General features: G+C 49.6%; 27 protein-coding genes. 9 read left to right on the top strand and 18 right to left on the bottom strand.

What is annotated here, in order from left to right; translation table 11 throughout:
* Positions 1-39: 39 nt before the first annotated feature.
* Entirely contained in the window at positions 40-306 is a 267-nt protein-coding gene (locus tag IQ256_RS08765; RefSeq protein WP_193855158.1) for a hypothetical protein, read from the bottom strand.
* 208 nt (positions 307-514) lie between these two features.
* Here IQ256_RS08765 and IQ256_RS08770 point away from each other — a divergent pair, with 208 nt between their 5' ends.
* On the top strand, positions 515-1,090 hold the full coding sequence (locus tag IQ256_RS08770) for a hypothetical protein (RefSeq protein WP_193855159.1): 576 nt from the start codon (positions 515-517) through the stop codon (positions 1,088-1,090).
* Between the two features lie 191 nt (positions 1,091-1,281).
* Here IQ256_RS08770 and IQ256_RS08775 read toward each other — a convergent pair whose 3' ends face one another.
* The 10 genes from IQ256_RS08775 to IQ256_RS08820 form a co-directional block, all read right to left on the bottom strand.
* Entirely contained in the window at positions 1,282-1,776 is a 495-nt protein-coding gene (locus IQ256_RS08775; protein WP_193855160.1) for a hypothetical protein, read from the bottom strand.
* Positions 1,777-2,212: 436 nt separating this feature from the next.
* Positions 2,213-3,166 carry a F0F1 ATP synthase subunit gamma gene (locus tag IQ256_RS08780; RefSeq protein WP_193855161.1) on the bottom strand — a complete coding sequence of 318 codons (954 nt, stop codon included), beginning with the start codon at positions 3,164-3,166 and terminating at the stop codon, positions 2,213-2,215.
* 66 nt (positions 3,167-3,232) lie between these two features.
* Positions 3,233-4,747, bottom strand: coding sequence for a F0F1 ATP synthase subunit alpha (gene atpA / locus IQ256_RS08785; protein ID WP_193855162.1), 1,515 nt, complete (start codon positions 4,745-4,747; stop codon positions 3,233-3,235).
* Between the two features lie 156 nt (positions 4,748-4,903).
* Positions 4,904-5,449, bottom strand: coding sequence for an ATP synthase F1 subunit delta (gene atpH, locus IQ256_RS08790; protein ID WP_193855163.1), 546 nt, complete (start codon positions 5,447-5,449; stop codon positions 4,904-4,906).
* 13 nt (positions 5,450-5,462) lie between these two features.
* The gene (locus IQ256_RS08795) at positions 5,463-5,981 is read right to left on the bottom strand and encodes a F0F1 ATP synthase subunit B (RefSeq protein ID WP_193855182.1); all 519 of its coding nucleotides are present in this window, start codon (positions 5,979-5,981) and stop codon (positions 5,463-5,465) included.
* Positions 5,982-6,160: 179 nt separating this feature from the next.
* Entirely contained in the window at positions 6,161-6,643 is a 483-nt protein-coding gene (locus IQ256_RS08800; RefSeq protein WP_228024702.1) for a F0F1 ATP synthase subunit B', read from the bottom strand.
* Positions 6,644-6,930: 287 nt separating this feature from the next.
* The gene (gene atpE, locus IQ256_RS08805) at positions 6,931-7,176 is read right to left on the bottom strand and encodes an ATP synthase F0 subunit C (RefSeq protein ID WP_006454566.1); all 246 of its coding nucleotides are present in this window, start codon (positions 7,174-7,176) and stop codon (positions 6,931-6,933) included.
* A gap of 172 nt (positions 7,177-7,348) precedes the next feature.
* Positions 7,349-8,080, bottom strand: a complete 732-nt coding sequence (atpB, locus tag IQ256_RS08810; RefSeq protein ID WP_193855165.1) for a F0F1 ATP synthase subunit A — start codon at positions 8,078-8,080, stop codon at positions 7,349-7,351.
* A 282-nt stretch (positions 8,081-8,362) separates the two neighbouring features.
* Complete coding sequence (locus IQ256_RS08815; protein WP_370623386.1) at positions 8,363-8,932, bottom strand: ATP synthase subunit I; 570 nt, start codon at positions 8,930-8,932, stop codon at positions 8,363-8,365.
* A 177-nt stretch (positions 8,933-9,109) separates the two neighbouring features.
* The gene (locus tag IQ256_RS08820) at positions 9,110-10,402 is read right to left on the bottom strand and encodes a bifunctional 2-polyprenyl-6-hydroxyphenol methylase/3-demethylubiquinol 3-O-methyltransferase UbiG (protein ID WP_193855166.1); all 1,293 of its coding nucleotides are present in this window, start codon (positions 10,400-10,402) and stop codon (positions 9,110-9,112) included.
* A 494-nt stretch (positions 10,403-10,896) separates the two neighbouring features.
* Here IQ256_RS08820 and IQ256_RS08825 point away from each other — a divergent pair, with 494 nt between their 5' ends.
* The 4 genes from IQ256_RS08825 (at position 10,897) to IQ256_RS08840 (ending at position 16,054) form a co-directional block, all read left to right on the top strand.
* Positions 10,897-13,617, top strand: a complete 2,721-nt coding sequence (locus IQ256_RS08825) for a phycobilisome rod-core linker polypeptide (protein ID WP_193855167.1) — start codon at positions 10,897-10,899, stop codon at positions 13,615-13,617.
* Between the two features lie 517 nt (positions 13,618-14,134).
* Positions 14,135-14,620, top strand: a complete 486-nt coding sequence (locus IQ256_RS08830) for an allophycocyanin (protein ID WP_193855168.1) — start codon at positions 14,135-14,137, stop codon at positions 14,618-14,620.
* Between the two features lie 135 nt (positions 14,621-14,755).
* Positions 14,756-15,241, top strand: a complete 486-nt coding sequence (gene apcB, locus IQ256_RS08835) for an allophycocyanin subunit beta (RefSeq protein WP_006456852.1) — start codon at positions 14,756-14,758, stop codon at positions 15,239-15,241.
* A gap of 609 nt (positions 15,242-15,850) precedes the next feature.
* Positions 15,851-16,054, top strand: a complete 204-nt coding sequence (locus tag IQ256_RS08840) for a phycobilisome linker polypeptide (RefSeq protein ID WP_006455322.1) — start codon at positions 15,851-15,853, stop codon at positions 16,052-16,054.
* 641 nt (positions 16,055-16,695) lie between these two features.
* Here IQ256_RS08840 and IQ256_RS08845 read toward each other — a convergent pair.
* Positions 16,696-16,893 carry a chlorophyll a/b-binding protein gene (locus tag IQ256_RS08845; protein WP_193855169.1) on the bottom strand — a complete coding sequence of 66 codons (198 nt, stop codon included), beginning with the start codon at positions 16,891-16,893 and terminating at the stop codon, positions 16,696-16,698.
* A gap of 580 nt (positions 16,894-17,473) precedes the next feature.
* Here IQ256_RS08845 and IQ256_RS08850 point away from each other — a divergent pair.
* Entirely contained in the window at positions 17,474-17,869 is a 396-nt protein-coding gene (locus IQ256_RS08850; RefSeq protein WP_193855170.1) for an AbrB family transcriptional regulator, read from the top strand.
* Between the two features lie 6 nt (positions 17,870-17,875).
* Here IQ256_RS08850 and cbiE read toward each other — a convergent pair whose 3' ends face one another.
* Genes cbiE through IQ256_RS08865 form a run of 3 tightly spaced genes read right to left on the bottom strand, consistent with a single transcriptional unit; the run spans position 17,876 to position 20,561 of the window.
* A complete protein-coding gene (cbiE, locus tag IQ256_RS08855) occupies positions 17,876-19,360 on the bottom strand; it encodes a precorrin-6y C5,15-methyltransferase (decarboxylating) subunit CbiE (protein ID WP_193855171.1) in 1,485 nt (494 codons plus the stop codon).
* Positions 19,357-20,025, bottom strand: a complete 669-nt coding sequence (locus tag IQ256_RS08860; RefSeq protein WP_193855172.1) for a precorrin-8X methylmutase — start codon at positions 20,023-20,025, stop codon at positions 19,357-19,359. Before IQ256_RS08860 ends, cbiE begins: the two co-directional genes overlap by 4 nt.
* 32 nt (positions 20,026-20,057) lie before the next feature.
* Positions 20,058-20,561: a hypothetical protein gene (locus tag IQ256_RS08865; protein WP_193855173.1), complete on the bottom strand. Its 504-nt coding sequence runs from the start codon at positions 20,559-20,561 to the stop codon at positions 20,058-20,060.
* A gap of 240 nt (positions 20,562-20,801) precedes the next feature.
* On the opposite strand from IQ256_RS08865, the gene folD reads away from it, so the two are divergent.
* From folD to IQ256_RS08880, 3 genes are read left to right on the top strand one after another with little or no spacing between them, the layout of a single operon-like run.
* A complete protein-coding gene (gene folD, locus IQ256_RS08870) occupies positions 20,802-21,686 on the top strand; it encodes a bifunctional methylenetetrahydrofolate dehydrogenase/methenyltetrahydrofolate cyclohydrolase FolD (protein ID WP_193855174.1) in 885 nt (294 codons plus the stop codon).
* Between the two features lie 32 nt (positions 21,687-21,718).
* Complete coding sequence (gene crtE, locus IQ256_RS08875) at positions 21,719-22,642, top strand: geranylgeranyl diphosphate synthase CrtE (protein ID WP_193855175.1); 924 nt, start codon at positions 21,719-21,721, stop codon at positions 22,640-22,642.
* A 56-nt stretch (positions 22,643-22,698) separates the two neighbouring features.
* Positions 22,699-23,178: a divergent PAP2 family protein gene (locus IQ256_RS08880; protein ID WP_370623389.1), complete on the top strand. Its 480-nt coding sequence runs from the start codon at positions 22,699-22,701 to the stop codon at positions 23,176-23,178.
* 27 nt (positions 23,179-23,205) lie between these two features.
* On the opposite strand, the gene IQ256_RS08885 is transcribed toward IQ256_RS08880, so the two are convergent.
* The 3 genes from IQ256_RS08885 to IQ256_RS08895 all read right to left on the bottom strand — a co-directional run.
* Positions 23,206-23,952, bottom strand: a complete 747-nt coding sequence (locus IQ256_RS08885) for a hypothetical protein (protein WP_193855176.1) — start codon at positions 23,950-23,952, stop codon at positions 23,206-23,208.
* Between the two features lie 112 nt (positions 23,953-24,064).
* Positions 24,065-24,394: an MgPME-cyclase complex family protein gene (locus IQ256_RS08890; protein WP_193855177.1), complete on the bottom strand. Its 330-nt coding sequence runs from the start codon at positions 24,392-24,394 to the stop codon at positions 24,065-24,067.
* Positions 24,395-24,472: 78 nt separating this feature from the next.
* On the bottom strand, positions 24,473-25,228 hold a 756-nt coding region (locus IQ256_RS08895), incomplete at its 5' end, for a CpsD/CapB family tyrosine-protein kinase (protein ID WP_193855178.1).

The following is a 25,228-nucleotide window of genomic DNA, read 5'->3' on the forward strand; positions in this document are numbered from 1 at the left end:
TTCATAGAACTGTAGTTCAGTGAAATCATTGCTGGTAACCTACCAGTCGCGAGACTGATCTGGTGCGTTGTAGTTGGGCATTTCGGTGAGCGGCGTGAGAACCTGTGTCCATTGAGCGATGTCTTGCGGTGCGACCTCAATGAAGTAGAACGCCCGATAATCTGAGGGCCCAAAGTTCCCGTCTCCCAACTGCTGCTGCTGAAGGAAGTTCGCATCTAGAATGGTGGTTGGAGGAGCTGTATTCGCACCGATAATAGCTGATACGCCAGTGATTCTTTCGGTGCGATCGCATTCAATCTCATACACTGAAACCTTGGACGCTCTGCTTTAGGCCGTGCTTTGACCACAGGCCATGAGACCAGCAATAACCATTGAATCTAAAGATAGCATCTCCAACAGTTCATAAATAAACCGGATTTACTTTCACAGTATCTCTACCTAGACTAGTCAAAGCCCCCTGGCACAAGCTGACTGCTCGAAAAGCCAAGCCAAGCGCGAAAGAGAAGGAAGAAAAGTGATTGTCGAATCTGCAAAGCACCTACTGTTGACCCACTATTATCACAGAGCGGAGAAACCTTTTCAGACGCTCTCAACATTGCCCGATCATAAGGCACTTGAACTGATGACTCGCTTAGGAAAGCGGACGGGGGCAGTCTATCGTAGATTCAAGCATCCTCAAAAATATTTGCGTCATAGGCAATTAACAGAATCCTGGCTACGGCAAGAATTTATTCAAAAAGGAGGACAACCTGTCTCAGCTTATCCTCAATATTTTTCTGTTGGAGCTTCCCCCTGGATGGAAGAAGGCTACAACGAGCAAAGTAAGATAGTCCAGTTCCCGCTATCGTCTGTTTCTCCTGTGCAAGTTAGCTTTACCTATCCCGATAGCATGGTTAGCTACTGGCTGAGGACTCAGTCTGACAAAGCGTTTTACCAATCTGCTTATCACGGCCAGGTATTTATTCTAGATGAGATACTTCAAGTCATCGAACAGTTTGGAATGCCCGGTGATGCGTGGAGAACTAACCCCGCTAGGAAACACGATATTTTTATAGAGGCCCAACTTTGGAGTGATTTACCAAACCACTAAAGAGCAATTGCTGCCAACAGAGTCGCTATCACGCTGATAGACAAACCAAACGAGCCAATAGATATGCTCGAAGACTGCGTACCTATCCTAGATCTTGTAGTTCACGATGGCGTGGTTCGCTCTGGGCGATCGCGAAATAATTACCCGGTTTAGGTTCTTCAGAGACGACTGGCTAGCGCATATCGTCATTATTACATCGTAAAAGTGAAAATGTAGAGGCGGCCTGTCTGTGCCGAGACGCCAACCCATCCATGAGTTTCGCCAAACAAAGCGCTCGGTTCGTAAAACTGTAGCGTAGTAAAATCGTCGCGAGTAATCCACCAATCAATAGGCTGAGCTGGTGCTATGTAGTTGGGCGATGGAGTCAGCGGCGTGAGAAGCTGTATCCACTGAGCAATGTCTTGGGATGCTACCTCGACGAAGTAAAACGTCTGGTAATCTGACGGCCCGAATTCACCATCTCCCAACTGCTGCTGCAGGAAGTTTGCGTCTAGAATGGCGGTTGGCGGTGCTACATTCTCATTGAGAATAGCTGATACGCTAGCAGTTCTTTCAGTGCGATCGCCTTTGATCTGATAAACCGAAACCTGGGACGCCCTACTTCGGATCGTGCTGTTTTGGCCACAGGCCGTCAGGGTTACAAAACAAGTAATAATAAAACAAGCAATGATAGTGAGTCTGAACATATAGCCCCTGTCAGGCTGTTTAGGATGGTCATATCGGCTAAAACCGGTATAGGGCAGCAGCCACCTAACTAGCACAGTAAGAATACACCACTTTTCTATAGCTCTCGAAGAGTTGCTTAGTACATCTTTATCGGCTGAAATCTTTACAGAGCAACAGGCAACTCTTCCCGCAGCGGTAGGAACCCGCGTCGTCGCACGGCGCTAGGGAATGCCTACCAAGACAAAGTAAGAACGCATCCTTACTTTGCTATGGCACTTTGCGTTATAAAACAAGGGGTGCAGCCTTTCGTGGTGTAGTAAGCAAAGTGCGGAAAGCTATAGCATCCTCATGATCAATAGGAATATCTGGAGCAGCACGATGCTGAGCCTAAAAACTCAATAAAAAACAGGGCCGCAGCCCTGCTTTTGAGTTGAAGCGATTAAGAAGACTCAGCTTTTAGCCTAGTGCTTCAGCACCGCCAACGACCTCAAGAATCTCTTGGGTAATTGCCGCCTGACGCGCTTTGTTGTAAGAAAGCGTCAAAGACTTCATTAGCTCTTTGGCGTTATCACTAGCGCTGTTCATAGCGGTCATTCGTGAAGCCAGCTCACTTGCCGCCGATTCTTGCAAGGCTCTAAGAATCTGGTTATTCAGATAGAGCGGTAGCAAAGCATCTAGAATCTGGGCCGGATCTTGCTCGAAGATCATATCTTTGGGGAAATCGCTGATTTCTGTACCCGGTGCCTCGCTGCGTTCTACGGCTAGGCGACCGTCGCGGCTAGTCAACCGGAAGATTTCATCGTCTTGCGCTTCTAGACCTTGTGGATCTAGCGGTAGCAGCGTCTGGGTAACAGGGCGATTGCTGACCAAAGAGATGAACTTGGTATAGACCAGCTCTACTCGATCTACGCTTTCAGATAGGAACAATGACAGCAGTTCATCTGCGATTCTCGAAGCCTCATCAGCAGTCGGAATCTGCTCTAAGCCGATGTACTTTTCGTCAATGGACTGACTACGACGCTCAAAGTATTGAACGGCTTTGCGCCCCACTAGAACGTAAGTAAATTCTACGCCCTCAGCTTTTAGCTCTTTAGCACGGTTCTCAGCTCGGCGAATGACATTGGAGTTGTAGCCACCACACAAGCCTCTGTCTCCAGAGATCACCAACAGCGCTACTTTTTCAACATCGCGCGTCTGCATCAAGGGCAGATCAGTTGTGTCTTCAAACTTCAGACGGCTTTGCAAGCCATAGAGGACTTGAGCTAAGCGGTCAGCGAAAGGGCGGGTCGCATTCACCTGAGCTTGAGCGCGGCGCACTTTGGCTGCGGCCACTAGGCGCATTGCTTCGGTGATTTTCCGGGTATTTTTGACCGACTTAATGCGATCGCGAATCAATTTTAAATTAGCCATAATCGTTTCCTCACAAGGTCGCCAACTACTTTAAAGATAAGTCAGCGACCTATAGTTGCCTCCCCTCTATGCAGCCGTGAATGCTTGCTTGCTCTCATCGATCGCTTCTTCCAAAAGCTTGACGGCATCGTCAGTCAGCTTCTTGGTGCTGTTGATCTCGTCCACATAGCCTTTCTTGCTGGTGTTGACATAAGCGATCAGTTCACTCACATAGTCGGCAACTTTATCGACGGGAATGTCGTTGAGCTTGTCGTTAACACCCGCGTAGATAACCGCGACCTGCTCTGCCAAAGAACGAGGCGAGTATTGATTTTGCTTAAGAATCTCACGTAGGCGCTGACCCTTTGCTAGCTGAGCCTGCGTAGCCGGATCAAGATCAGAAGCGAACTGGGCAAAGGCTTGCAACTCGTCAAACTGAGCCAGCTCTAACTTCACCTTACCGGCTACTTTCTTGATGGCTTTGGTCTGAGCGGCAGAGCCAACCCGAGATACCGAGATACCCGCATTAATCGCTGGACGCAAGCCTGAGTTGAACAGATCAGAAGAAAGGAAGATTTGACCGTCAGTAATCGAGATTACATTGGTCGGAATATACGCCGAGACGTCGCCTGCTTGGGTCTCGATGATGGGTAGCGCAGTCATACTGCCCTCGCCGAGTTCAGGGCTAAGCTTGGCGGCGCGCTCTAGCAACCGTGAGTGTAGGAAGAACACATCGCCAGGATACGCTTCACGACCGGGTGGACGACGAAGCAAGAGTGACATCTGGCGGTAAGCCTGGGCTTGCTTAGTCAAGTCGTCGTAGATAATTAAGGTCGCTCTGCCTTTGTACATAAAGTACTCAGCGATCGCAGCGCCTGTGTAAGGAGCCAGGTACTGAAGCGCCGCTGGGTCGTTGGCATTTGCTGCGACTACAACCGTGTAGTCTAGTGCGCCCCGCTCTTCTAGCACGCCGATGACCTGAGCCACAGAAGAAGCCTTTTGGCCGATGGCAACATAGACACAGACTACGTCCTGGTCGGCCTGGTTGAGAATAGTGTCGATAGCGATCGCAGTCTTGCCCGTCTGACGGTCACCGATGATGAGCTCGCGCTGACCCCGGCCAATCGGAATCATCGCGTCAATCGCAGTAATCCCTGTCTGCAAAGGCTCGTATACCGACTTGCGCTCGATAATACCAGGAGCCATCGACTCAATTAGGCGACTTTCAGAGGTATTGACATCGCCCTTACCATCCACTGGACGACCCAAGGTATCGACCACGCGGCCTAGCATCGCTTCGCCTACTGGGACAGAGGCAATTTTCCCGGTGGACTTGACCGTACTACCTTCTAGCACCTGACGGCCCGTGCCCATCATCACCGCGCCAACGTTGTCTTCTTCCAGGTTTAGAGCAATGCCAATTGTGCCATCGTCAAACTCCAACAGCTCACCCGCCATGGTGTTATCGAGTCCGTAGATGCGGGCAATCCCGTCACCGACTTGTAGAACGGTGCCGACGCTATCGGCTTTAACGTCTTTGTCGTACTGTTCTATCTGCTGTTGAATAATGCTGCTGATTTCGTCCGGTCTGATACTTACCATTAGGAGTCGCTCTACTAACTTACGGATATGTACAAATGGAAAAAGATTGATTGAAGACAGGTTTGTGCCTAATTGTCGCTCAAACTGTCCTAGCTAAATATCTGCTCAATCAAAGTCAATTAGGTGTTTTTGATTGAACACCTCGCTGCAAGCTGATCAAACACCTAGCTGCAAACTAATGCGGCGAAGCTGACCGCGCAAGCTAGCATCCAAGACCTGAGAGCCAATCTGAATAATAACCCCGCCTATCAGGTCTGGATCGATGCTCGTTTCTAAATCAACGGCTTTAGCCTGGGTGATCTCCTGCACTTTTTGACGAACGCTTTCTTTCTGCTCATCGCTAAGTTCTACGGCTGAGGTGACTTCGGCTAGCACCGTTTGCTTCAGCTCACGTACCTGAGCCTGGAATTGCTTTAGGATCGGCTCTACCAAATAGATTCGACCTCTATCGACTAACAAGAGCAAGAAGTTTCGCATCTCAGTGTTAGCATCGTCCCCTAGCACCTGGTTGATGACGCCTTTTTTGGCATCAGTATTGGCAATAGGGTTTGTCAAGAAGTCTCTGAACCCTTCTGATTCTTTGATTAGGTCCAAAAAATCAGTCGCAATCTGACTAATGGCATCGACAGAGTCTTTCGACTTAGCAATAGAAAGCAGCGCTTGCGCGTAAGGAGCGGCAACCTCTGAAGTAGCAATACTCATCGTGTGTTTCTCCTTATTTTTCTAGCTGGGCAATACTTTGATCGACCAGCCGGGTCTGCACGTCCTGGTTGAGAATTTCAGGCAGACGCGATCGCACTTTGTCCATTGCCATGGCTGACACCCGCTGACGCAGCTCTTGCATCACCCGATCCTGCTGAGAAGAAATATCTTGCGCTGCCGATGCCTTTAGTCGCTCAATGTCCTTATCAGACTGGGCCAAAACAGCTTCGCGGGCTGCTTCAGCATTGGTTTGGGCCTCTGCCTTGATCCGTTCAGCTTCTTTCTTCGCCATCTGTAGCTTTTGCTGCTGCTCAGCTAAAGACGCCGCCGCTTTCTTTTGACGCGCTTCCGCATCTTTAATAGCCGTCTCGATTGCTTCGCGGCGCTCTTTTAGTTTGCTACCCAAAAAGCCCTTACCAAAGTAGACAAGGACGCCGATCACGATGGCCAGGTTGATAATGTTGGTTTCGAGAATGTCGAAATTCAACCCAAATCCTTTAGTTTCAGAGGCTAGCAGCCCCCACGCTTGCATTAACACTTTCGATACCTAATACTGCTTCGTCTCTTTTGGCCTATGTCTGCTGCTAGACGGTTCGTCCTTTAGCAATCAACCTTTTATCTCACCTTTTCTTAGCCCTTTTAACCCGACTTTTCTAGTCAGACCCTTTTAATCAGGTCCTATTGACTAAACCGCCGAATTAGGCCATCGAATTAGGCTGCCGAACCCAGCAGCTTGCCTAAAATCTGGTCGCTTAAGGAATCGACCTGCTGCTCTAGCTGACCTAGCGCCGCCGCTTTCTGCTCGTCTAATTCCTTTTGTACCGCTTCACGCTTACTAGCCGCTTCCTGTTGAGCCTCTGCCTGCTTTTGCGCGGCAGTTTGCTGCGCGTCCGCCTGAGCGGCTTCAATCACGTTGCGAGCCTCTTTGCGAGTATCCGCCAAAGATTTCTCATACTCAGCGGCGAGCTTTTCAGCCTTGGCTAAACGCTCCGATGCGCCAGATTTTGCACCGCGTATGTAGGCGTCTCGCTCATCAATGGCATTACCCAAAGGCTTGTACAAAATGGCATTGAGCACCGCCATCAAAATCAAAAACTGAATCGCCATCAAAGGCAGCGTCGCGTTTAGATCAAACAACCCACCCGCTTCTTCAGCCGCTTCGACACTTTCAACAGCTAATAGTGTCAGTCCCATCCACATATTCTTTACTTACCCTCGCTGAAATTCATTCAGCGAGCTACTCCCGATTGAATAAACAGACAATTTTTACTGTGCTCGGTTTAGCCGCTAGAGCCTCTTAGTCAAATTGAGTTAGTCAAACTAGCCTAGTCGAATCGATTGACCGACATTAACTAATAGGGCTAGGCAAAGCAGCCGTAGAGCGCACACATCTGTAGAGCACACATAACAAAGCTGGGTAGAAAAAGAAACGAATTTCTAGAAGAAACAGGTTCCTTTTCTCTGCCCAGCCCAATGAATGCTTATGCGAAGGGGTTAGCGAACAAAAGAACAAGTGCAACCACTAGACCGTAGATGGTTAACGCTTCCATAAATGCCAAGCTGAGTAGCAAGGTGCCACGGATTTTACCTTCAGCTTCAGGCTGACGAGCAATACCTTCTACGGCTTGACCTGCTGCATTACCCTGACCAATACCAGGGCCAATAGCCGCTAGACCGATAGCCAAAGCAGCCGCAATAACAGATGCACTAGCAATAGTAGGATTCATGATGTTTTTCCTTGTGATTTTAGAGTGTCTTGTCCAAGCCTTTTACTATCTCGAACACAAGTCTAGAGGGGTTATTTCTAGCGATGCTCTCAATAGATAGGACGGCTAGCCCAGAGTGAGATTAACGAGAGTCTCCATCTCTCAAGGTTTTGATGTCTCAAGCTTGCAGATGCTAGTGGCCTTCCATGGCCTCGCCAATGTAGGCAGCCGCCAGCGTAGCGAAAATCAGGGCCTGAATAGCACTAGTAAAAAGACCTAGCACCATCAAAGGCAGCGGAATAAACAAAGGAACTAGCAGAACCAATACACCCACAGCCAGTTCATCCGCCAAGATATTGCCAAACAGTCGGAAGCTGAGCGAGAGCGGCTTGGTAAAGTCTTCGAGGATGTTGATAGGCAGCAAGATCGGGGTTGGCTCAATGTAGCGTTTGAAGTAGCCCAGACCGCGCTTGCGAAAACCTGCGTAGAAGTAAGCTAGCGAAGTGAGCAGTGCCAAAGCGACGGTCGTATTGATGTCGTTGGTCGGCGCTGTCAATTCACCCGACGGAATGTGAAAGAGCTTCCAGGGCACCAGCGCACCTGCCCAGTTGGACACAAAGATAAAGAGGAATAGCGTGCCGACGAAGGGAACCCAAGGGCGGTATTCCTTCTCTCCAATCTGGTCTTTGGCCAAATCGCGAATAAAGTCTAGCGCGTATTCCATCAGGTTTTGTAGGCCAGAGGGAACGCGCTCTACCTTGCGAGTAGCTAAAAAGGCCACACCAATCAAAGCAGCAGCCACAAACCAAGAGGTAATAAAAACCTGTCCGTGAATGTTTAGACCGCCAATTTTCCAATAATAGTGCTCGCCTACTTCTAGTTTGGCTAGAAGTGAAGCGTTGAAGAAGTGAAGGGTGTTTAGCATCGCCGTTTAGATCTCTAGAGTGCGGTATGGCCATGTTGAAGTCAAACTTTGTTGTCTGCGCTACAACATCGGTGCATTGAATTTAGTTATTCAGCCAGGTATTCAACCAGGGGAAACTCGATAAAGCTACTTTGATAGTGACAGCCATTGGGTATTCGACAGCCATTACTCAACTATTAACCCAACTATTAACCCAGCTATTTGTATTAACCCAACTACTTGACAATTCCATTAGCTAACAAGATTCGTAGACTAGCAAGAGCTGGCAATGATGGGCTAGCGCTAAACCAGTTCTTCTGAAGCTACTGACTTGCCAGGCATCACGGCTGTCCACAGGACAAAACTAATCAACGCTGCTTTGTAGGTCAAAAAGCCTAGGAATACCGGAAGTACAGAGAGCTGCTGCCACTGGGTCGCCACCACCATAACGCCGATAAAAATAGCTAACCTACCGCTGCTCGGCCCGTTAGAGGCAGTTGGCTGCTGGCGACCGATGTTACCTACGCTCTTCGCTAGCATTCTGAAGTAAACGATGCCAGTGACTGAGCCCACTATATAGTTGAGCGCAGTATTGAGCGAGTAAGCGCCCCAAACAGCCAAGAAGATGACGACGGTAAAAACCAAGGTCAGCTTAAGCAAGTCTTGCTGTAGTCGGTAGTACTCCTGCATGGAGGTTTTAGAAGCGGGTGGTAGCGGCGGGCGTTCACCTGACGCTGCTTCTAGATCTCCTTGTTCGTTGGCTTGCTCGCTAGCTTCGGTGGTCTCTAGCTCAGCAATTGCTGAACCAATATTCTCTTCAGCGATCGCCGAGAGATTGAGAGAAACATCAGCTATTTTTTCTCCAGAAGTCACGTTAGAAATGATGCCAAGAAGTGGTGTCAGTTGCCTGCCGATTTACCTGCTCTTTTGCGATCGCCTAATAAAAATATCTATCAAACGAAACGCTCTAAAACAGTTAAGTAACTAGAGTTAAGTTCTGTGAAACCAAGGGCAATCATATCACGGCAATAATACTTATTACAGAAAGATTTAATAGCTAGCAGTGGTTTTTTTCTCAGTCGGCGCTAGCAGGATTAGCTGCCGATTCTGAAGCGATCGCACCATTTCGAGTGCTTCAGTTTGGGCCTGGACATCTATCTGCGTCAAAATTTCAGCGACCGATAGAGCCTGAGCCGGATTGCACTTTTCCATAAAGGCGAACTCTGCTTCGCTAATCGAGACCACCTGATAGTCGTAATTAAAGAAGCTGCGGCTAGGCCAGCCCTCTATACAAGGATGCCTTTCAGGAATAGCGGCTAATAAAGTCTCATCGTCCCCCCAGTCCGCTAGCGCTAACGGCGGGCGGCTCAAAAAGAATTCAAAGTGGGTCAGTTCTGGATCGAGCACCTCTGTCAGGCGATAGCGATCGCGCTCGTTCATCTGCGCGGCTCTGGCTATCAGATCGGGCGCTGTCCCAATCAGCCTCGATAGGTCCCAGTACTGTGGATTTGAAAAGCCCACAAAATCTAGCCTTGAAGCATCTATTAGATCAAACAGCGTTTTAACGTTGTAGTCGATCTCTTGAGGATGGACATACATATCCGCAAAGCATTCATCGCGCTGGTTTTCTAGCGACCAGCGCGTCTCTTCGCGTTTGCGTAGCCGATTTTCTGTCGGTAGCGAGGAAAACAGGGTGCGGCCCACCGCAACGCCATCTTTATAGTCGCCGCGCCGATCGCCTTGCAGCAGTGCGATCGCCTCTTGAGTCAGCTGAATTTCCCACCGGCCTAGCTCTGCGTAGACAAAGATATGAAAAATGCCGCCGGGCTTAAGCTTTTGAGCGAGCGCCTGAATGCCGCGAATAGGATCGGGCATATGGTGAAGTACGCCCACACAGTTGATCAGATCGAACTCACCTGGAATTTGATCGACATCATAGATGCTGGTGTTGTAGAAGGTGACTCTATCTGCGCCGGAGCGCTGGCAGCGTTCTTTAGCAACCGCGATCGCTCCCGCACTCAAGTCAATGCCCACCACCTCAGCCCCTGGGTTTAGATGCACTAGATACTCAGTGCTGACTCCGGTGCCGCAGCCCGCATCTAGAATTCGCACACTGTTCGTTTCTGGCTTGCGCCCCGTGCAAAAACTGTAGGCCGCCGGCCAAGTCCAGCGCCAGTTATAGCCAGGAGGCACTTCATCTAGCAGGGGCTCGGGGGGAAAAGGATAGGCATCGTACAGTTTGGCCACTGCCGAACTCACGGCAGCAGTATCAGTCGTGGACGCATCGGCGGAAAGTCCCGGCAGGTTAGTTTGAGGATTGGCAGGTGGCTGAGTAGGCTGCATATTTGAGCGTAAGACGTGAATTAACGTGGTTTTCTAAAGGGAAAGAGCTAAAGAAAAAGATACTGCGAAGACAGGGGTCAACGTGGTGCCCGCTAACCTCCCTAGCATCGCCTGTTTAAACACCTCTCAAAAGCTGCTTTTATTTAACCTGTTAGCTGCCCCAAGATAGGAGCTAAATCAGATAGACAAGAAATCTAAGCGACAAATAAAGTTACGCTAAGCGCGGTGAAACCTCACAAAAGTTCACACTATTCTCAGAAGAGCGCTTGTGATCTCTTATGATTCAGCTAGGCTGATTCGGTATCAGAAATAGCAAAACATGCTCGCTACTCATCAGCCTCCTGCCTTTTGACTTTATTAGTCCGGGAAACAATACGGTTCTTAACAATCCAGGATTTGCGATTCCAAATCGTTTTAACCTGAGAAGAACCGAAGGAAACATAACTTTTTTAACGAGTCCTAAGTACTTAAATATAGGGAGTCTTTGAGAACCCATGACAGTGACAGCTAGCGGCGGAAGCTCTGTAGCACGGCCCCAACTTTACCAAACCTTGCCTGCTTCCACGATTTCTCAGGCGGAGCAAAAAGACCGCTATATGGAGAACACCGAACTTGGTGAACTCAAGACTTTCTTTAATTCTGGAATGAAGCGAGTTGCGATCGCCCAAACGCTCACCCGCTATTCGGAGCTGATCGTCTCTCAAGCCGCTAACCGTATCTTTACCGGTGGCTCGGCGCTGGCCTATCTAGAAAAGCCAGAAGAAGACACCCCGATGGAAATGACCCGTGGAGGTGTCCCGCTCGATCAAAAAGAGGCTTCCAAACTAGGCACCGCGACCTTTGTCGCGGCCAACAGCGACGGCAACAATAACGGTAAAGGCGGTATCTTCAGCGGTCTTCGCAATCTGTTGGTAAACGACCCTGACGCAGGCGTGGCCCCCCCTAACTTCAGGCCGATTAACGTATCTCGCTACGGTCCTAGCAACATGCAAAAGTCTCTAAGAGACATGAGCTGGTTCCTGCGCTATCTCACTTACGCGGTAGTGGCAGGCGATCCGAACATTCTGAAAGTAAATGTTCGAGGTCTGCGAGAGATTATTGAAAATGCCTGCTCAACCCCAGCTACTATCGTGGCAATCCAAACCATGCGCGGGGCCTCCGTCGGCTACTTCAAGGGTGACCCAGAAGCGCAAGATATTCTGCGTCAGTACTTCGATATCATGCTGAGCGAGTTTAAAGGACCAACACCTTCAAAGAAACTCCGTCAGCGCTCCTCCAAAGACCAGCAGGGTTTGCAGCTACCGCAGATCTACTTCAACGCCTCAGAGCGTCGACCCAAGTACGCAATGAAGCCTGGGCTTTCCCGACTAGAGAAAAACGAAGCGGTCAAGGCCGCCTATCGCCAAGTATTCGAGCGGGACATTACTCGGGCCTATTCTCAGTCCATCTCTGATCTAGAATCCAAGGTCAGAAATAACGAGATCTCAATGAAGGAGTTTGTTCGCCGCTTAGCGAAGTCTCCTTTATATAGAAAGCAGTTCTTTGAGCCATTTATCAACAGCCGAGCGCTGGAACTGGCCTTTCGTCATATCCTTGGGCGCGGTCCTAGCTCCCGCGAAGAAGTTCAAAAATACTTTGCTATCGTCTCCGAAGGTGGCCTGTCTAAGCTAGTTGACGCACTAGTCGATTCGCAAGAATATGCGGACTACTTTGGCGAAGAGACCGTTCCCTACATTCGCGGCTTGGGCCAAGAGGCTCAAGAGTGCCGCAATTGGGGCGCTCAGCAAGAGCTGTTCAACTACAGCGCGCCGTATCGCAAGATTCCTCAGTTTGTTACTCTGTTCGCCTCTTACAATCAGCCGCTGCCAGATCAGCATGTCTACGGCTCTGGCAACGATCCGTTAGAGATTCAGTTTGGTGCGATCTTTCCGAAAGAAACACGCGATCCGAGCGCTAGCCCGGCACCGTTTAGTAAAGACACCCGCCGAATTCTGATTCATCAGGGCGCAGGTATCAACAATCAGCTCAGCAATCCTGCAGCTCGGCCTCAGGCTCCTGGTTCTTTGGGTGCGAAAGTATTCAAGTCTTCTGAAGCTAGCAAAAAGACCATTATCGGTGCGGTTTATCGGCAGGTATTTGGTCGTCCGGTCTACGCGGGCCAAGAGATCAGCCAGGCGGAAAGCCGCTTCAACAACGACGAAATTAACGTTCGTGAGTTCGTCAAGGCGGTTGCCAAGTCCGAATCGTTCAGAAAGACCTACTGGACTTCTCTGTATGTGATGAAGGCGGTGGAATACATTCATCGGCGTCTGTTGGGCCGTCCTACCTATGGCCGACAAGAGACTAATCAGTACTTTGATATCTGCGCCAAGAAAGGCTTCTATGCGCTGATCGATGCCATGATCGACTCGCAAGAGTACACCGAATGCTTTGGTGAAGACACGGTTCCCTATGAGCGGTATTTGACACCGGGTGGTCAGGCAATGCGATCGCTCAGAGTCGGCAGCATTCAAGAAAAAGGTGCTCGCCCAGAAGAAAAGACAACGCCTCGCTTTATTGAGCTAGGCACGGTTGATAAAGATCGTCCAATCCCTGAGGTTCAAAGGCGAGTAAATCAAGGGGTAAGCGTACAGCGTGAGCAAACCAAACGCTTCAAACTGACTAGTCAAGAGAAGACTGCCGTTCTGACTGTGGCCCAAGCCGCCTACCGCCAGGTATTTGAGCGCAATATCGAACCCTACGTAGTCAAAGGCAGCGAATTCTCCGAACTAGAAAGTAAGTTAGTTAATAGCGAAATCAATGTTAAGGAGTTCATGGAAGGCTTGGGCAACTCCAAGCTCTATATCAAAGAGTTCTACGCGCCCTATCCAAACACCAAAGTCATTGAGTTAGGCACTAAGCATTTCCTAGGCCGCGCCCCTCAAGATCAAGGAGAAATCCGTAAGTACAACAGAATACTGGCATCAGAGGGCATTCGCGGCTTCATTCGAGCCCTAGTCAACACCCCAGAGTATGCTCAGTACTTCGGCGAAGACACAGTACCCTATCGTCGTTTCCCCACCCTGCCAGCCGCCAACTTCCCGAATACGGAGATTCTGTACAATCGCCTGACCAAGCAGAGCGACGATGTGGTTGTGCCTAGTTTCGACGCTCTAAATCCATCCACATCGGTATCTGAAAAGCTGCCACTGATGGCTGGGGCACTAGAGGATTAGCGTTAGAAGCTTAGTTCGAGAGCTGTAACGACATAAGGATGCACACTTAACCCTTTGTGCGTCCTTTTTTGCCTGCTCAGAAGAATAGCCGCTCTTCAAACGACTGATTAGCGGCTAGCTATAAAGTTTAGCCTCTGGGAAACTGAGGGATTAGATTACGAAATGTTTCTAAACCTCTAAGAAGGTAAGCGAAATACTAGAAAATGTTTACAGAAAAGACTGCTGAGCCAGACGAGAACAAGCTTTCAAAAGGGATATCTCTGTTGCTTTCTCTCTAGGCTTGTTCACAGGCAAGAAAAGTAACAAAGTTTATACCTTTGGCTGCTCGTAAGACTTCATAATAGTGTGGTAGGCAGCTACACCATTAGTTTGTGCCCAAATTTTTGAGCGAGGCTGTGTGTAGTCGCCTTAAACAGTGCCGAAGTCTAGAACTAAAGCTTAGCTGTTTAATTTTTCATCTGTTTTTACACAGAACCAGTGAAACTCATCTGGTTTATTCTTTCGGAGGAATCCATTAATGAGTATAGTCACGAAGTCAATCGTGAATGCTGATGCTGAGGCCCGCTACCTCAGCCCTGGCGAGTTGGATCGCATTAAGGGGTTTGTCACCTCTGGCGAGCGTCGTGTTCGCATCGCTCAAGTCTTGACTGAGTCTCGTGAGCGCATCGTCAAGACTGCTGGCGACCAGCTTTTCCAAAAGCGCCCTGACGTTGTTTCTCCTGGCGGCAACGCTTATGGTGAAGAAATGACTGCAACCTGCTTGCGTGATATGGACTACTACTTGCGTCTGATCACCTACGGTGTGGTCGCAGGCGATGTAGCCCCTATTGAAGAGATCGGCCTAGTCGGTGCTCGTGAGATGTATAACTCGCTCGGCACGTCTATTCCAGCGATGGCAGATTCCATTCGCTGCATGAAGAGCGTTGCTAGCTCCATGATGTCTGGGGATGAGGCACTTGAGGCTGCTTCTTACTTTGACTACGTCATCGGCGGCTTGCAGTAAGCCATCCATGAGCCGGCCCTAAAGCTAGCCCCCAAAGCTAGCCCCCAAAGCTAGCTCCCAAAGCGATCACCTGAGAAATCAGCTGTTTCTCATTTGTTTACATCTGTTTTAGTCCACTTTTAGGAAGCACACCCAATGCAAGATGCAATTACTGCTGTAATTAATGCTTCAGATGTTCAGGGTAAATACCTTGATTCATCTTCTATGGATAAGCTGAAGGCTTATTTCCAAACTGGTGAGTTGCGCGTTCGCGCGGCTACCTCTATCAGCGCTAACGCCGCTGAAATCGTCAAGGAAGCGGTAGCGAAGTCTCTGCTTTACTCTGATATCACTCGTCCTGGTGGCAACATGTACACCACCCGTCGCTATGCTGCCTGCATTCGCGACTTGGACTACTACCTGCGCTATTCCACCTACGCCATGCTCGCTGGCGATCCTTCCATTCTCGATGAGCGTGTGCTCAACGGTTTGAAAGAAACTTACAACTCCTTGGGCGTTCCTGTCGGTGCTACCGTTCAGGCCATCCAAGCGATCAAAGAAGTCACTGCTAGCCTGGTTGGTGCTGACGCTGGTAAAGAAATGGGCGTTTACCTTGACTACATCTGCTCTGGCCTCAGCTAGGTGATGAGCTAGGTGAATAGATAGTCCTGTTTCACTTTTGGATTCGCACAAAACTAACTTGTTAGTCTTTTGACGAGTCCTCAATTCACTCTAGAAGTCTGGAGTGAGTGTTAAAGGATTGAAGGCTTAGCAGATGTTTAGCGCGATCGCGAAAAGTGATCTTTAAATATCTGAGAGGCTTCGAAACATTAGCATTGATTTATCAGACTTCTAGATTGTCCTTTCCATATAGGTAACAGCTTTCGAGAGAAGCCCCGTTCAAAAAGTCCCGTTCAAAAAGTCTGGTCAAAGAAACTGAAAAAGCGATTTTGACCAAAGGATAGTTCCAAAGAGATTTCTAGCAAAGTGTAGCTGTGTCTTCAGTTCGTTTTGACGAGTGCTTAGTCGGCATGAAATATCCAATCAGAGAGAACGCTGCTGCCAGCGCCAAAAAGTAAAGGCTTATAGGATTCTGACTTGATATCTGCTGCGCTTGTATATTTCAAGAATTCGTTTCAGATAGCAGTTTTAGATAGCAAAAGTGCGTCAGTTCTTGAGCTATGAGCGCCGCCGCCGCAACAGAATTTTAGATTTAAACCCTTCAGATTAAACACCCAAGAGGCCATTATCATGCGAATGTTTCGAGTCACTGCCTGCGTCCCTAGTCAAACCAGGATTCGAACTCAACGCGAACTCCAGAATACTTACTTTACTAAGTTAGTTCCTTATGACAACTGGTTTAAAGAGCAGCAGCGCATCCAGAAAATGGGAGGCACTATTGTAAAAGTAGAGCTTGCTACCGGTCGCCGTGGTGCTAATACTGGTCTGGCATAGGCACTCTATGATGGGCACTTACAAGGATAAGGACGCCGTGGCATTAAAGTCTGCCTCATAAAATCTGTACTGTAAGATTCGCACACTGCAAAGCATGCATTCTGTAGAAGCCTGATTAGGCGCATCCCCCTTTCATAAGTTATCGCTCGCCCTCACCCTAAATCCCTCTCCCGATGGGAGAGGGATTTTGAATCTGGTTACCCTTCTCCCTACTCTACGAGAAGAGCAGGCTCTACGGGAGTAAGGGGTTAGGGGATGAGGGCTCGATAGCTCTGCATAAGTGGGATGCACCCAGGCTGATTTAGCTCTGAATAGATCAAGCGAAAAATTAATAAGCAAAAAAGGACTATGCAAAGAGTGTGTAGTCTTTTTTGTTTATGAGAGTAGCTCCGAGACCAACAACCCTCGATTCAACACGAGCAAGCGTAAGGGCATATTGCCACGCCCTTGATGATTCAAAAGGTAGGCGTTGGGATTTGGTATGACCAACATTTTATGGCGTTGTCCAGCTATAGCTAGCATATAGTTTGTCCGTACGCTAGCTATGTTGCGCTACAGGTCTAGGTGTCAGCATTTTGCAAAATGCATTCGTAAGCTGATTTCGCTGCAGTAGGTCGATCTGTCGACTGATTCCAATAGGTCTAGCGGAGACCTATCCAAGTAAAAAAATTCTGCCCTGTGAACAGCTCTAACAAGAGTAGTGCGACAAATCCAATCATCGCGAAACGGCCATTGATCTGTTCGGCGTATCGAGTCCAGCCGAAGCTAGGCTGTGGCTGTTCGGCTAATTCTGCAGAGTCTTGGGTACTAGATTGGGTACTAGGAGAAGGTGTTGCCATTAAAGATAACCAGTTAGCGTTTTTCTGTATATTAGGCGGTTAGCGGATATATCAGAGAGATTTTTTACGACAGACTAACTACAAACTACTGGTATAAAAACGTTGGTATAGGAGCGCTAGTCAAGGAAAGCTGCAAATAACGTTAGTAAGAATTGTTTAGTCGTGTATGTAGCGCTATTCAATCTTGTACCTCTAGTGCGAAAGCGCTGTTTCAAAGAGGTTGGCAGATCTCGGCTGAGGATTTTCTATTTTTTCAGGACTATTTTGCTGTTGGCCATAGAGGCTATAACCGTATAGCAAACTAATAGAATGGTCGTCAAAAAATGCAGTATTGATGAAGTCGCAACGGTTGGCTAGACTTTAGTATAGTCATTGATACTCTCGATGCTGATATTCTTGATGTATCAGCATAAAAAATAGCTATTAAAATTGATCTCTGGTTAAGAGTATTGTTTGTGACTTTTACTTACTACTATTTACCTTTGCGTTTGGTTGTTCAATGAGACCGTATGCAAGCAGGGATATTAGCTACAGCACCTTATGGTTAGCCTAGAAAATCTAAGCTAAATAAAAGAGCGTTATGGCGAACAAAAACCAACTGCTGAAGGGGAAAGCCCTCCTCCAGAAAATAAATGAGCTAGCCCATTTATCCAAGCGTGAAAGCGCACAGGCGTGTGGGTATTACACAGAAAAGGATGGTCAGATCAGAGTAAACCTAGCGGACTTTTACGATGCGCTATTAGAGGCTAGGGGAATCTTACTAAATCCTGAAGGGACTAAAGATGGTAGAGGACGAGAGCCGACCTATCGAGTAAGCGTTCATAAAAATGGTCAGATTGTGATTGGTTCTACCTATACGCAGGCTATGGGGCTAAAGCCTGGCGATGAATTTATCATTAAGCTGGGCTATAAACACATTCGACTCGAACAAATGGGCGATCGCGATGATGATGATGATAGTGAAGCAGATGTATAAATCCGCTCAGTCTTCTTCAGAGTTGTTCATCGATAGTGTTATCAGCGTGATGGGATTGAGCGGCGAAAATCTGGTCAGTGGCCCCACAGGAATTGACCGCGAGATGTTGACTTGTGTTAGCTGATATTGCCAAGTGTGTTTGATCTTCGAGTCTACCTTTCGGCTGCTCTTCGGCTTATCTTTCAGTTTATCTAGAGATGCTAGCCGGCCAGCTATGTAGGTCTGGCTATCTGCGTCTTCTCGATCGAGCCAACCGATTACCTCCGCTACGCTTTCTACGGTGGCTAGCGCTAAAACAATTCGCCCTGAAGTTAGCGCTAGATCGCGGGCTGAATGAGGGAGATCGTCTTGAAAATTGGTGGCGCGCTTATGCTGAAAGCGCCAGTGGAGATAGCTGAGAATATCGGTAAGCCGACCGCTGCTACCGCCAATAAAAACTCGATCGGGGATGGGCAACTGTGAGAGAGCCTCGGGCGCTTTGTCTTGAATAATCTGTATCGGCGCGATCGCCAACCGCTGGGCGTTTTGTTCAATCAAAGCTGCCCCCATTGCGGTTTTCTCAATGGCGTAGATCTGCGCTGATGGACACAGCCGACTGAGTTCTATGCTGATAGAGCCTGTACCAGCGCCAATATCCCAGATGACCTGACCAGGTAAAGGGGCGATCGCCCCTAAGATCAGCAGCCGAATTTCGCGTTTGGTCATCAGTGTGGGCCGATCGGGAAAGCCTTTGAATGCTGAATCAGGTAAGCCAATCAGCGGCAGACTATCTAGAACTGAACTTGATTTTGGGATAGATTCGGGCGATCGCAAAAGCACGACGACGTTTAGAGATGCATAGGTTGGCGCTTGCTCGCTATACAAACCAAGTCGTTCTGCCTCGCCGCCTAGATTTTCGCAGACCCAGATTTGGTATTGGATAGGCAGCTCTAGCGCCTCAACGAGCTGTGCGATCGCACTTGGCGTCAAGACAGAATCTGTCAGCACCGCAATTTTTTCATCGCCGCGCTTCAGCGCTTTGGTCAGCAGCGCTTCGCCCCGACCGTGAACGCTGACCAAAGTGGCCGACTGCCAAGGAATTTTTAGGCGACTAAAGGCTAGCTGAATAGCGCTAACTTGAGGGTGAAACGTCAACTGCTCTGCTGGGAAACTTTCGAGCAGCAGTCGCCCGATGCCAAAAAAAAGCGGATCGCCAGAAGCGAGCACAACGATACGTGCCTCTATATGGGTGGCGAGATGCGATCGCAGATGATCAAACACTTCAGAAAAATTGCCCAGCGGCCATCGCTGTATTTTCCGGCCAGCATCCTGGCCAGTACCCCGATCATTTTCAAGCTGATCGAGCGCTTGAAAACTGTCTAAATGCCGCTGACTCCCTATCAAAACCGTCGCCGCTCTGACAATCTCTAAGGTCTCTAAATTCAGACTCTCAGCACCGCTAAGGCCGACGCCAACCACCTGAATTTTCGGCTGCCCCAAAGTGCTATTCACTGCTCCCAAGCCCAAATCATTACCGCGTTCAAGATCGCTGCGGCCACGGCTGAGCCACCTTTGCGGCCTTCGACTAAGATATGAGGAATTTTCAGAGCTGCGAGCGCCTGCTTGGATTCCACGACGTTGATAAACCCAACTGGCGCACCGATGACTAGAGCTGGCTGCCAGCGTCCGGATTCTACCGCCTGGCAGAGCGTCAACAGAGCGGTAGGCGCGTTGCCTATGGCCACGATTGCACCGGGATGACTTTGGATACAGTTGGCCATGCCGATGGCGCTACGGGTTCGATTGTGACTGAGAATAGGAGACTCGATCTGAGAGGGCTGAGCGGGCTCAGATCTTCTAGCGCTGAGTGGATTAGTTGCCTGCTGAACAGCGACGGTGACTTGAGACTGCCAGGTACGAGCAACCACTGTACTAATACCAGCGGCAACCATCGAAACATCGGTGACAATCGGTGCGCCCGATTTAAGCGCTCTAATCGCGGCCTCTATCGGCTGGTAGCAAAATTTCACTAGCTGCTTAAATTCAAAATCAGCAGTGGTATGGATAATTCGGCGGGCGATCGCATATTCTGCTGCCGTAAAATGATGTTCGCCAATCTCTCGGTCAATCTGCTCGAAGCTGGCTAGGGTGATGGCATGCTCGCCGTACGCTGGCATCGACTCGCTCTCCTCCGATTAGCTTCCCGCGATTAGTTGTCCTCCGACTGGCTTTCCTCCGATGAAGAAGGCCGCTCAGCGAGGCGATAAGACTGCTCTTCTAGATAAATTTCGCTGGCATCAATGGCGTCAATCACAATCGCCTCGTATTTTACAATCCCTGACACCGTTGCGGCATCACCGACGCTAGGTTCAGATTGACGAGTCAAAACCCAAAGACTGCCTGTATCGTCTTGGATCTGATAGAGCCAGCCGTCTAGAATCGCAACTCGCTGCATCACCCTACCAGAAATAGCCACTTTGTCCTCAGCCCGCTCAGCGCTGAGCGCATTAATCGCCATCGGCGATCCTGGCATTCGTAAACCACCAGGCAGACTCACAGGGGGCAAGGGCACTTCCGAACCAGACGGCACGCCAGGCCCCGTTTCTGCCACTGTGCAGCCAGCTAGCAGCACTAATAGCACCAACGCGCTCTTCGATCTAGAAGCCAATCTCAATATTTTCGTGAGCTGATAGCCGATTGTGGATACTTTCATAAAAGGTTCTTTAGCAGAAACTGAGATTCAATAGACGGATGACAAGCGGCTTTCGTTACTTTTGCTACAGTACTTTGGTAATCTGAGCTTTGGCAGTTCAGGCTTTGGCAGTTCAGGCTTTGGCAGTTCAAGTTCTGGCAACTGAAGTTTTGATGATCTGGGCTTTGATAGTCTGGTTCTAGCACCTTAATTGTCAGCAGTTCGATTCGGCTTTTGGGGTCGGTAGCGTACTTTAACATTATGGCTCAGCTCCTCGACGGGAAAGCACTCGCGAAACAGATTCAAACAGATCGCATCTCAGCGATTCAGGCTTGGACCCAGCAGGTCGGTCGGCCACCAGGACTGGCTGTGCTGATGGTCGGAGATAATCCCGCTAGCGCTGCCTATGTGCGTAATAAAGAGCGAGCCTGCGAACGCATAGGCGTTGCCTCTTTGGGAAAGCACCTGCCTCAAGAAATTGATCAAAATGAGGTTGCCCGAGAAATCCTGGCGCTCAACGAAAATCCAAATGTGGACGGCATTTTGGTGCAGCTACCGCTGCCTAGTCATCTAGAGCCATCTAGCCTGCTGAGCCTGATCGATTCGCGCAAAGACGTGGACGGTCTACATCCTCTTAATTTGGGGCGGCTAGTTAGAGGTGAACCGGGGCTGCGTAGCTGCACGCCAGCCGGTATCATGCGGCTGCTGACAGAGTATGATTTGCCTTTGGCTGGCAAGCGGGCCGTGGTCTTAGGTCGTAGCATTCTAGTGGGTAAGCCGATCGGATTGATGCTATTGGCAGCGAATGCAACGCCGACCTTTGCTCATTCTAAAACAGAAAATTTGTCTGAACTGATCCGCTCAGCCGATATTCTTATAGCAGCGGTCGGTATTCCTCAGCTCGTTACTCAAGAGATGGTAAAGCCTGGATCGATAGTGATTGATGTGGGTATCAATCGTGTAGAAGATGCGGCCACGGGCAAGTCTAGGTTAGTTGGCGATGTGGACTTTGACAGCGTTGAGCCGATTGCCGGTGCAATTACTCCGGTGCCTGGGGGAATTGGCCCTATGACAGTGACCATGTTGTTAGAAAATACAATCATGAGTTATTGCGATCGCAACCATCTCTCTTTTAGTAGTGATTAGTCCACACCATCCATCCTCTCCCATCTCCTCTCATGGCGACCACGAATCTCGATAGCCCCAGCACCTTCGATCTCAAAAGCTATCTTAGCGATCGCTCTCGTCAGGTAGAAGCTGCAATCGACGCCGCTCTGCCAGTGGTCTATCCCGAACAAATCTATGAGGCCATGCGCTATTCCCTGCTAGCCGGGGGCAAGCGGCTGCGACCCATCCTATGCTTAGCCACCTGCGAAATGCTAGGCGCTAGAACAGAGATAGCGATGCCCACAGCTTGCGCCTTAGAGATGGTTCACACCATGTCGCTCGTTCACGACGATTTACCAGCGATGGACAATGACGACTATCGCCGGGGCAAGCTGACTAATCACAAAGTGTATGGTGAAGGGGTGGCGGTGCTAGCAGGCGATGCGCTGCTAACCTATGCGTTTGAGCAGATTGCGACCCAAACACCGCAAGGCCCAGACGGGGCCGATCCAAGACAGATTTTGAAAGTAGTGGCGCAGCTCGGACGCGCGGTAGGTGCAGAAGGGCTCGTCGGCGGGCAGGTGGTCGATCTAGCCTCAGAAGGAATGCTGGTCGATGAAGAGACCTTGACGTTTATTCACATGCACAAGACGGCAGCGCTGCTAGAGGTGTCGGTAACTAGCGGGGCGATGCTGGCCGGGGCGTCTGAGGGCGTTGTCGATCGGCTGCGGCGGTATGCTCAGCGGATTGGACTCGCCTTTCAAATCGTCGATGATGTGTTGGATATTACCTCTACACCTGAGGCATTGGGTAAATCTATCGGCAAAGACGTTGCAGCTCAAAAGGCGACTTATCCTAGGCTGTGGGGATTAGAAGAGTCTCAGCGAAAAGCCGATCAGCTAGTGGCTGATGCGATCGCAGAGCTCTCAGAATTTGGCGAGGGGGCTCAGCCTTTAGTTGCGATCGCCCAGTTCATCACCGCTCGTACCCACTAGCCTTAAGCCGTTTTAGCTTTTGATTGCTTTCGAGACCGCGCTCACCCTTCCTTAATTTGTCACTATCTCGACCCATGCAGGACTTCAGCGATATCTTTCAAAATCATGTGCTCTGGGTAGCGCTTGCTGCCTGTATCGCAGCTCAAGCCCTCAAACTGGTGTTTGAATTTGTTCAGCACCGTTCTATCAATCCTAGGGTCTTAGTTGAAACTGGCGGCATGCCTAGCGCCCATTCTGCATTAGTTACCGCGCTTGCCTGCGGCGTCGGCCAAACGATTGGCTGGAGCACACCTGCTTTTGCAGTAACCTCAGTGTTTGCGGTGATTGTTATGTACGACGCGGCGGGCGTGCGGCAGGCAGCAGGCAAACAGGCCAAGATTCTCAATCAAATTCTAGACGAGCTATTCCAAGAGAACTCACAGTTCAATGAAGACCGACTAAAAGAGCTGCTTGGTCATACGCCTGTACAGGTGATCGTCGGTTCGATGCTAGGAGTGCTGGTGGCTTGGCTGTCTACCCCTGGCTGGTTAAGTTAGACCGATTGAGCGAGGAAGCATAAAGCACTAGTTAGTAGAAACGACGACCGATTCCGAGAGCCGCACCACTTCTTGAGCATTGACCATCACAGCAGCTAGCTGGGCATCGCTCAGTTTTTGCAAAATCGCTGAAGCACTGTCTTCGCTCTCGCTATAGCTGGCTAACAGATAGGGACGCTGCTGATAGACGGCCAGTCCTACTGAAGACACTAGCTGACTGACGGTCGCAGCGATTTCTGGACTGCTGTTGTAATCGACTAGGACGGCGTAGCCTGTTTCCAAGCGAGTTGGCTCGAAGGTGAAAGAGGTAGGTGCGGCTGTAGTCGCCGATTCTGCTGTCTCCGGTGCGGCAGTTGCCTCCGGTATGGCGGTTGCTTCTGGCGGGGTGGTTGCCTCTGGTGATGAATTGCCGCTGGCTACGGTCTGATTGCTGGGCCTGAGCACAAAGCTTTCATAGCCTGCTTCGGAGCTCATGTAGCTAGACCAGGCGTTGACCGTTTCTAGCCTCGTAAAGCTCCCTGCTCGGACTAGCACTTCGTCAAGATATCGGCAGATTAGTACAGAGCTTTCGACCGGCAAGATAGCCGCAATGTCGGCTCGTTCAGTTTCATTTCTACCCCGCACCAGCAGCAGATATTCTTGATTACCAGGCGGCGGGCAGACGGGTGGATCTGATTGAGCGAACACCGATGCCATCGACATTGAAAACGGAACGAAGAAGGCAGATGTGCCTAATAACAAAGTCGCTAGTGTCGAACGGTGGATCGGTTTCATAGTCGCCTTTTTACAGGAAAGCCTGTTGACAAAAGATTAAGATGCTCGCGAGCGGTAGCAAAATGCAAGCGTGATGGAAAGAAAAGAGCTAGGGAAGAGCTAGAAAAAAGGGTTACGATGCGGTTTCTAAAGAAGCAAGCGGATCAGGAATAGTATCGGAGGGCGCTTCAAATTCGCCTTTAGCCACGTATTCTAGGCGGAGCTTTAGCCAAGTAACGAATGTCTTATCAGTCGAGACTACGGCTGCTGAAGGCTGCGGGCATTTTGCTTTAACATCGGCTAGTTCGGGTGCCTCTAGAAACGCAGGCTGCTTGATCAGCCAAAAGTCAGGTTCTTTTTCCTGTGATTGGTACTGGCGATAGCGCTCTTCTAAAACCTCTGCAAAGGGCTCTTCTTCGAGTAAAAAACGCTGACTAGCGGCTATGTAGTAATAGGTTGTCATGGTCGAACCAGATAGCTTCTTAAGGGGTGGCTGCTTGATTAGAGTATCTTATGGCGATGGCCTTATTAAAAGGGCTGGTTAGAAATCGATGCGGCTGCTAGTTACTGTCTGGGCAGACCAGGGTTCAGGTGAAGTTTCGAGAGGTTCGGCTTGAGTAACTTCTGCTGCGGGTGTTTTAGTCTCTACTGGAGTGCTGGCGGCGTTGATCAAGACTCCAAGTAAGCGCATATCTTCACTGAACTCCATAGTTTCGAGGGTGCTATCGAGTTCGGCTTTTTCGGTAATGCCGGGCCGAGCCACTAGGATAAGACCATCGGTGTAGGGTTCTAGCAATAGGGCATCCTCGCAGCAGGAGAGCGGTGGGGTGTCTAGAATCACCATGTCAAACCGAGCTCTAGCATCCCGCAAGAACCGCTGCATTTCGCTAGATTCGATGATGGCGGTTGGTTGGGGCTGTGGGCCAGGTGAGGGAGAGATGTACAGATTCTCGACTTCAAAGACCATCTGGATACTATTACCGACTTGAGCGCCGTAATAGCGTAAGGGTTCACTGGCGGCTTGAGGATCGAAGTCTATGCCGATTCTGGCTGCTTGTGAGGGGGCTCTAAAGTCGGCTTCGATCAGGAGGGTTCGTCGTCCGGCTCTAGCAGATGCGATCGCAATATTATAAGCGCTTAAGCTTTTGCCCTCGTGCCCCTGTATGCTGGTCAGCGCCATCACCTTCGGGCCCGTTAAGTGCATAGCAGCTTCTTCATCTTCTCCTCTCAGCAACCGTAGCTTGCTCAGCAATCTTTCATAGCTGCTGTGATAGTCAGATTCTGGCTGGATGAGTAT

Source organism: cf. Phormidesmis sp. LEGE 11477 (genome assembly GCF_015207105.1).
Taxonomy (GTDB): Bacteria; Cyanobacteriota; Cyanobacteriia; order Phormidesmidales; family Phormidesmidaceae; genus Phormidesmis.

Excerpts from the sequence above, each read along its gene's own strand:
- atpB (WP_193855165.1), bottom strand. The coding sequence starts at position 8,080 with ATGCTAAACACCCTTCACTTCTTCAACGCTTCACTTCTAGCCAAACTA.
- IQ256_RS08830 (WP_193855168.1), top strand. The coding sequence starts at position 14,135 with ATGAGTATAGTCACGAAGTCAATCGTGAATGCTGATGCTGAGGCCCGC.
- IQ256_RS08795 (WP_193855182.1), bottom strand. The coding sequence starts at position 5,981 with ATGCAAGCGTGGGGGCTGCTAGCCTCTGAAACTAAAGGATTTGGGTTG.
- IQ256_RS08865 (WP_193855173.1), bottom strand. The coding sequence starts at position 20,561 with ATGAAAGTATCCACAATCGGCTATCAGCTCACGAAAATATTGAGATTG.
- atpE (WP_006454566.1), bottom strand. The coding sequence starts at position 7,176 with ATGAATCCTACTATTGCTAGTGCATCTGTTATTGCGGCTGCTTTGGCT.
- IQ256_RS08820 (WP_193855166.1), bottom strand. The coding sequence starts at position 10,402 with ATGCAGCCTACTCAGCCACCTGCCAATCCTCAAACTAACCTGCCGGGA.
- IQ256_RS08845 (WP_193855169.1), bottom strand. The coding sequence starts at position 16,893 with ATGGCAACACCTTCTCCTAGTACCCAATCTAGTACCCAAGACTCTGCA.
- IQ256_RS08885 (WP_193855176.1), bottom strand. The coding sequence starts at position 23,952 with ATGAAACCGATCCACCGTTCGACACTAGCGACTTTGTTATTAGGCACA.
- IQ256_RS08775 (WP_193855160.1), bottom strand. The coding sequence starts at position 1,776 with ATGTTCAGACTCACTATCATTGCTTGTTTTATTATTACTTGTTTTGTA.
- IQ256_RS08800 (WP_228024702.1), bottom strand. The coding sequence starts at position 6,643 with ATGGGACTGACACTATTAGCTGTTGAAAGTGTCGAAGCGGCTGAAGAA.
- crtE (WP_193855175.1), top strand. The coding sequence starts at position 21,719 with ATGGCGACCACGAATCTCGATAGCCCCAGCACCTTCGATCTCAAAAGC.
- apcB (WP_006456852.1), top strand. The coding sequence starts at position 14,756 with ATGCAAGATGCAATTACTGCTGTAATTAATGCTTCAGATGTTCAGGGT.
- folD (WP_193855174.1), top strand. The coding sequence starts at position 20,802 with ATGGCTCAGCTCCTCGACGGGAAAGCACTCGCGAAACAGATTCAAACA.
- IQ256_RS08840 (WP_006455322.1), top strand. The coding sequence starts at position 15,851 with ATGCGAATGTTTCGAGTCACTGCCTGCGTCCCTAGTCAAACCAGGATT.
- IQ256_RS08780 (WP_193855161.1), bottom strand. The coding sequence starts at position 3,166 with ATGGCTAATTTAAAATTGATTCGCGATCGCATTAAGTCGGTCAAAAAT.
- atpA (WP_193855162.1), bottom strand. The coding sequence starts at position 4,747 with ATGGTAAGTATCAGACCGGACGAAATCAGCAGCATTATTCAACAGCAG.
- IQ256_RS08890 (WP_193855177.1), bottom strand. The coding sequence starts at position 24,394 with ATGACAACCTATTACTACATAGCCGCTAGTCAGCGTTTTTTACTCGAA.
- IQ256_RS08850 (WP_193855170.1), top strand. The coding sequence starts at position 17,474 with ATGGCGAACAAAAACCAACTGCTGAAGGGGAAAGCCCTCCTCCAGAAA.
- atpH (WP_193855163.1), bottom strand. The coding sequence starts at position 5,449 with ATGAGTATTGCTACTTCAGAGGTTGCCGCTCCTTACGCGCAAGCGCTG.
- IQ256_RS08825 (WP_193855167.1), top strand. The coding sequence starts at position 10,897 with ATGACAGTGACAGCTAGCGGCGGAAGCTCTGTAGCACGGCCCCAACTT.
- IQ256_RS08860 (WP_193855172.1), bottom strand. The coding sequence starts at position 20,025 with ATGCCAGCGTACGGCGAGCATGCCATCACCCTAGCCAGCTTCGAGCAG.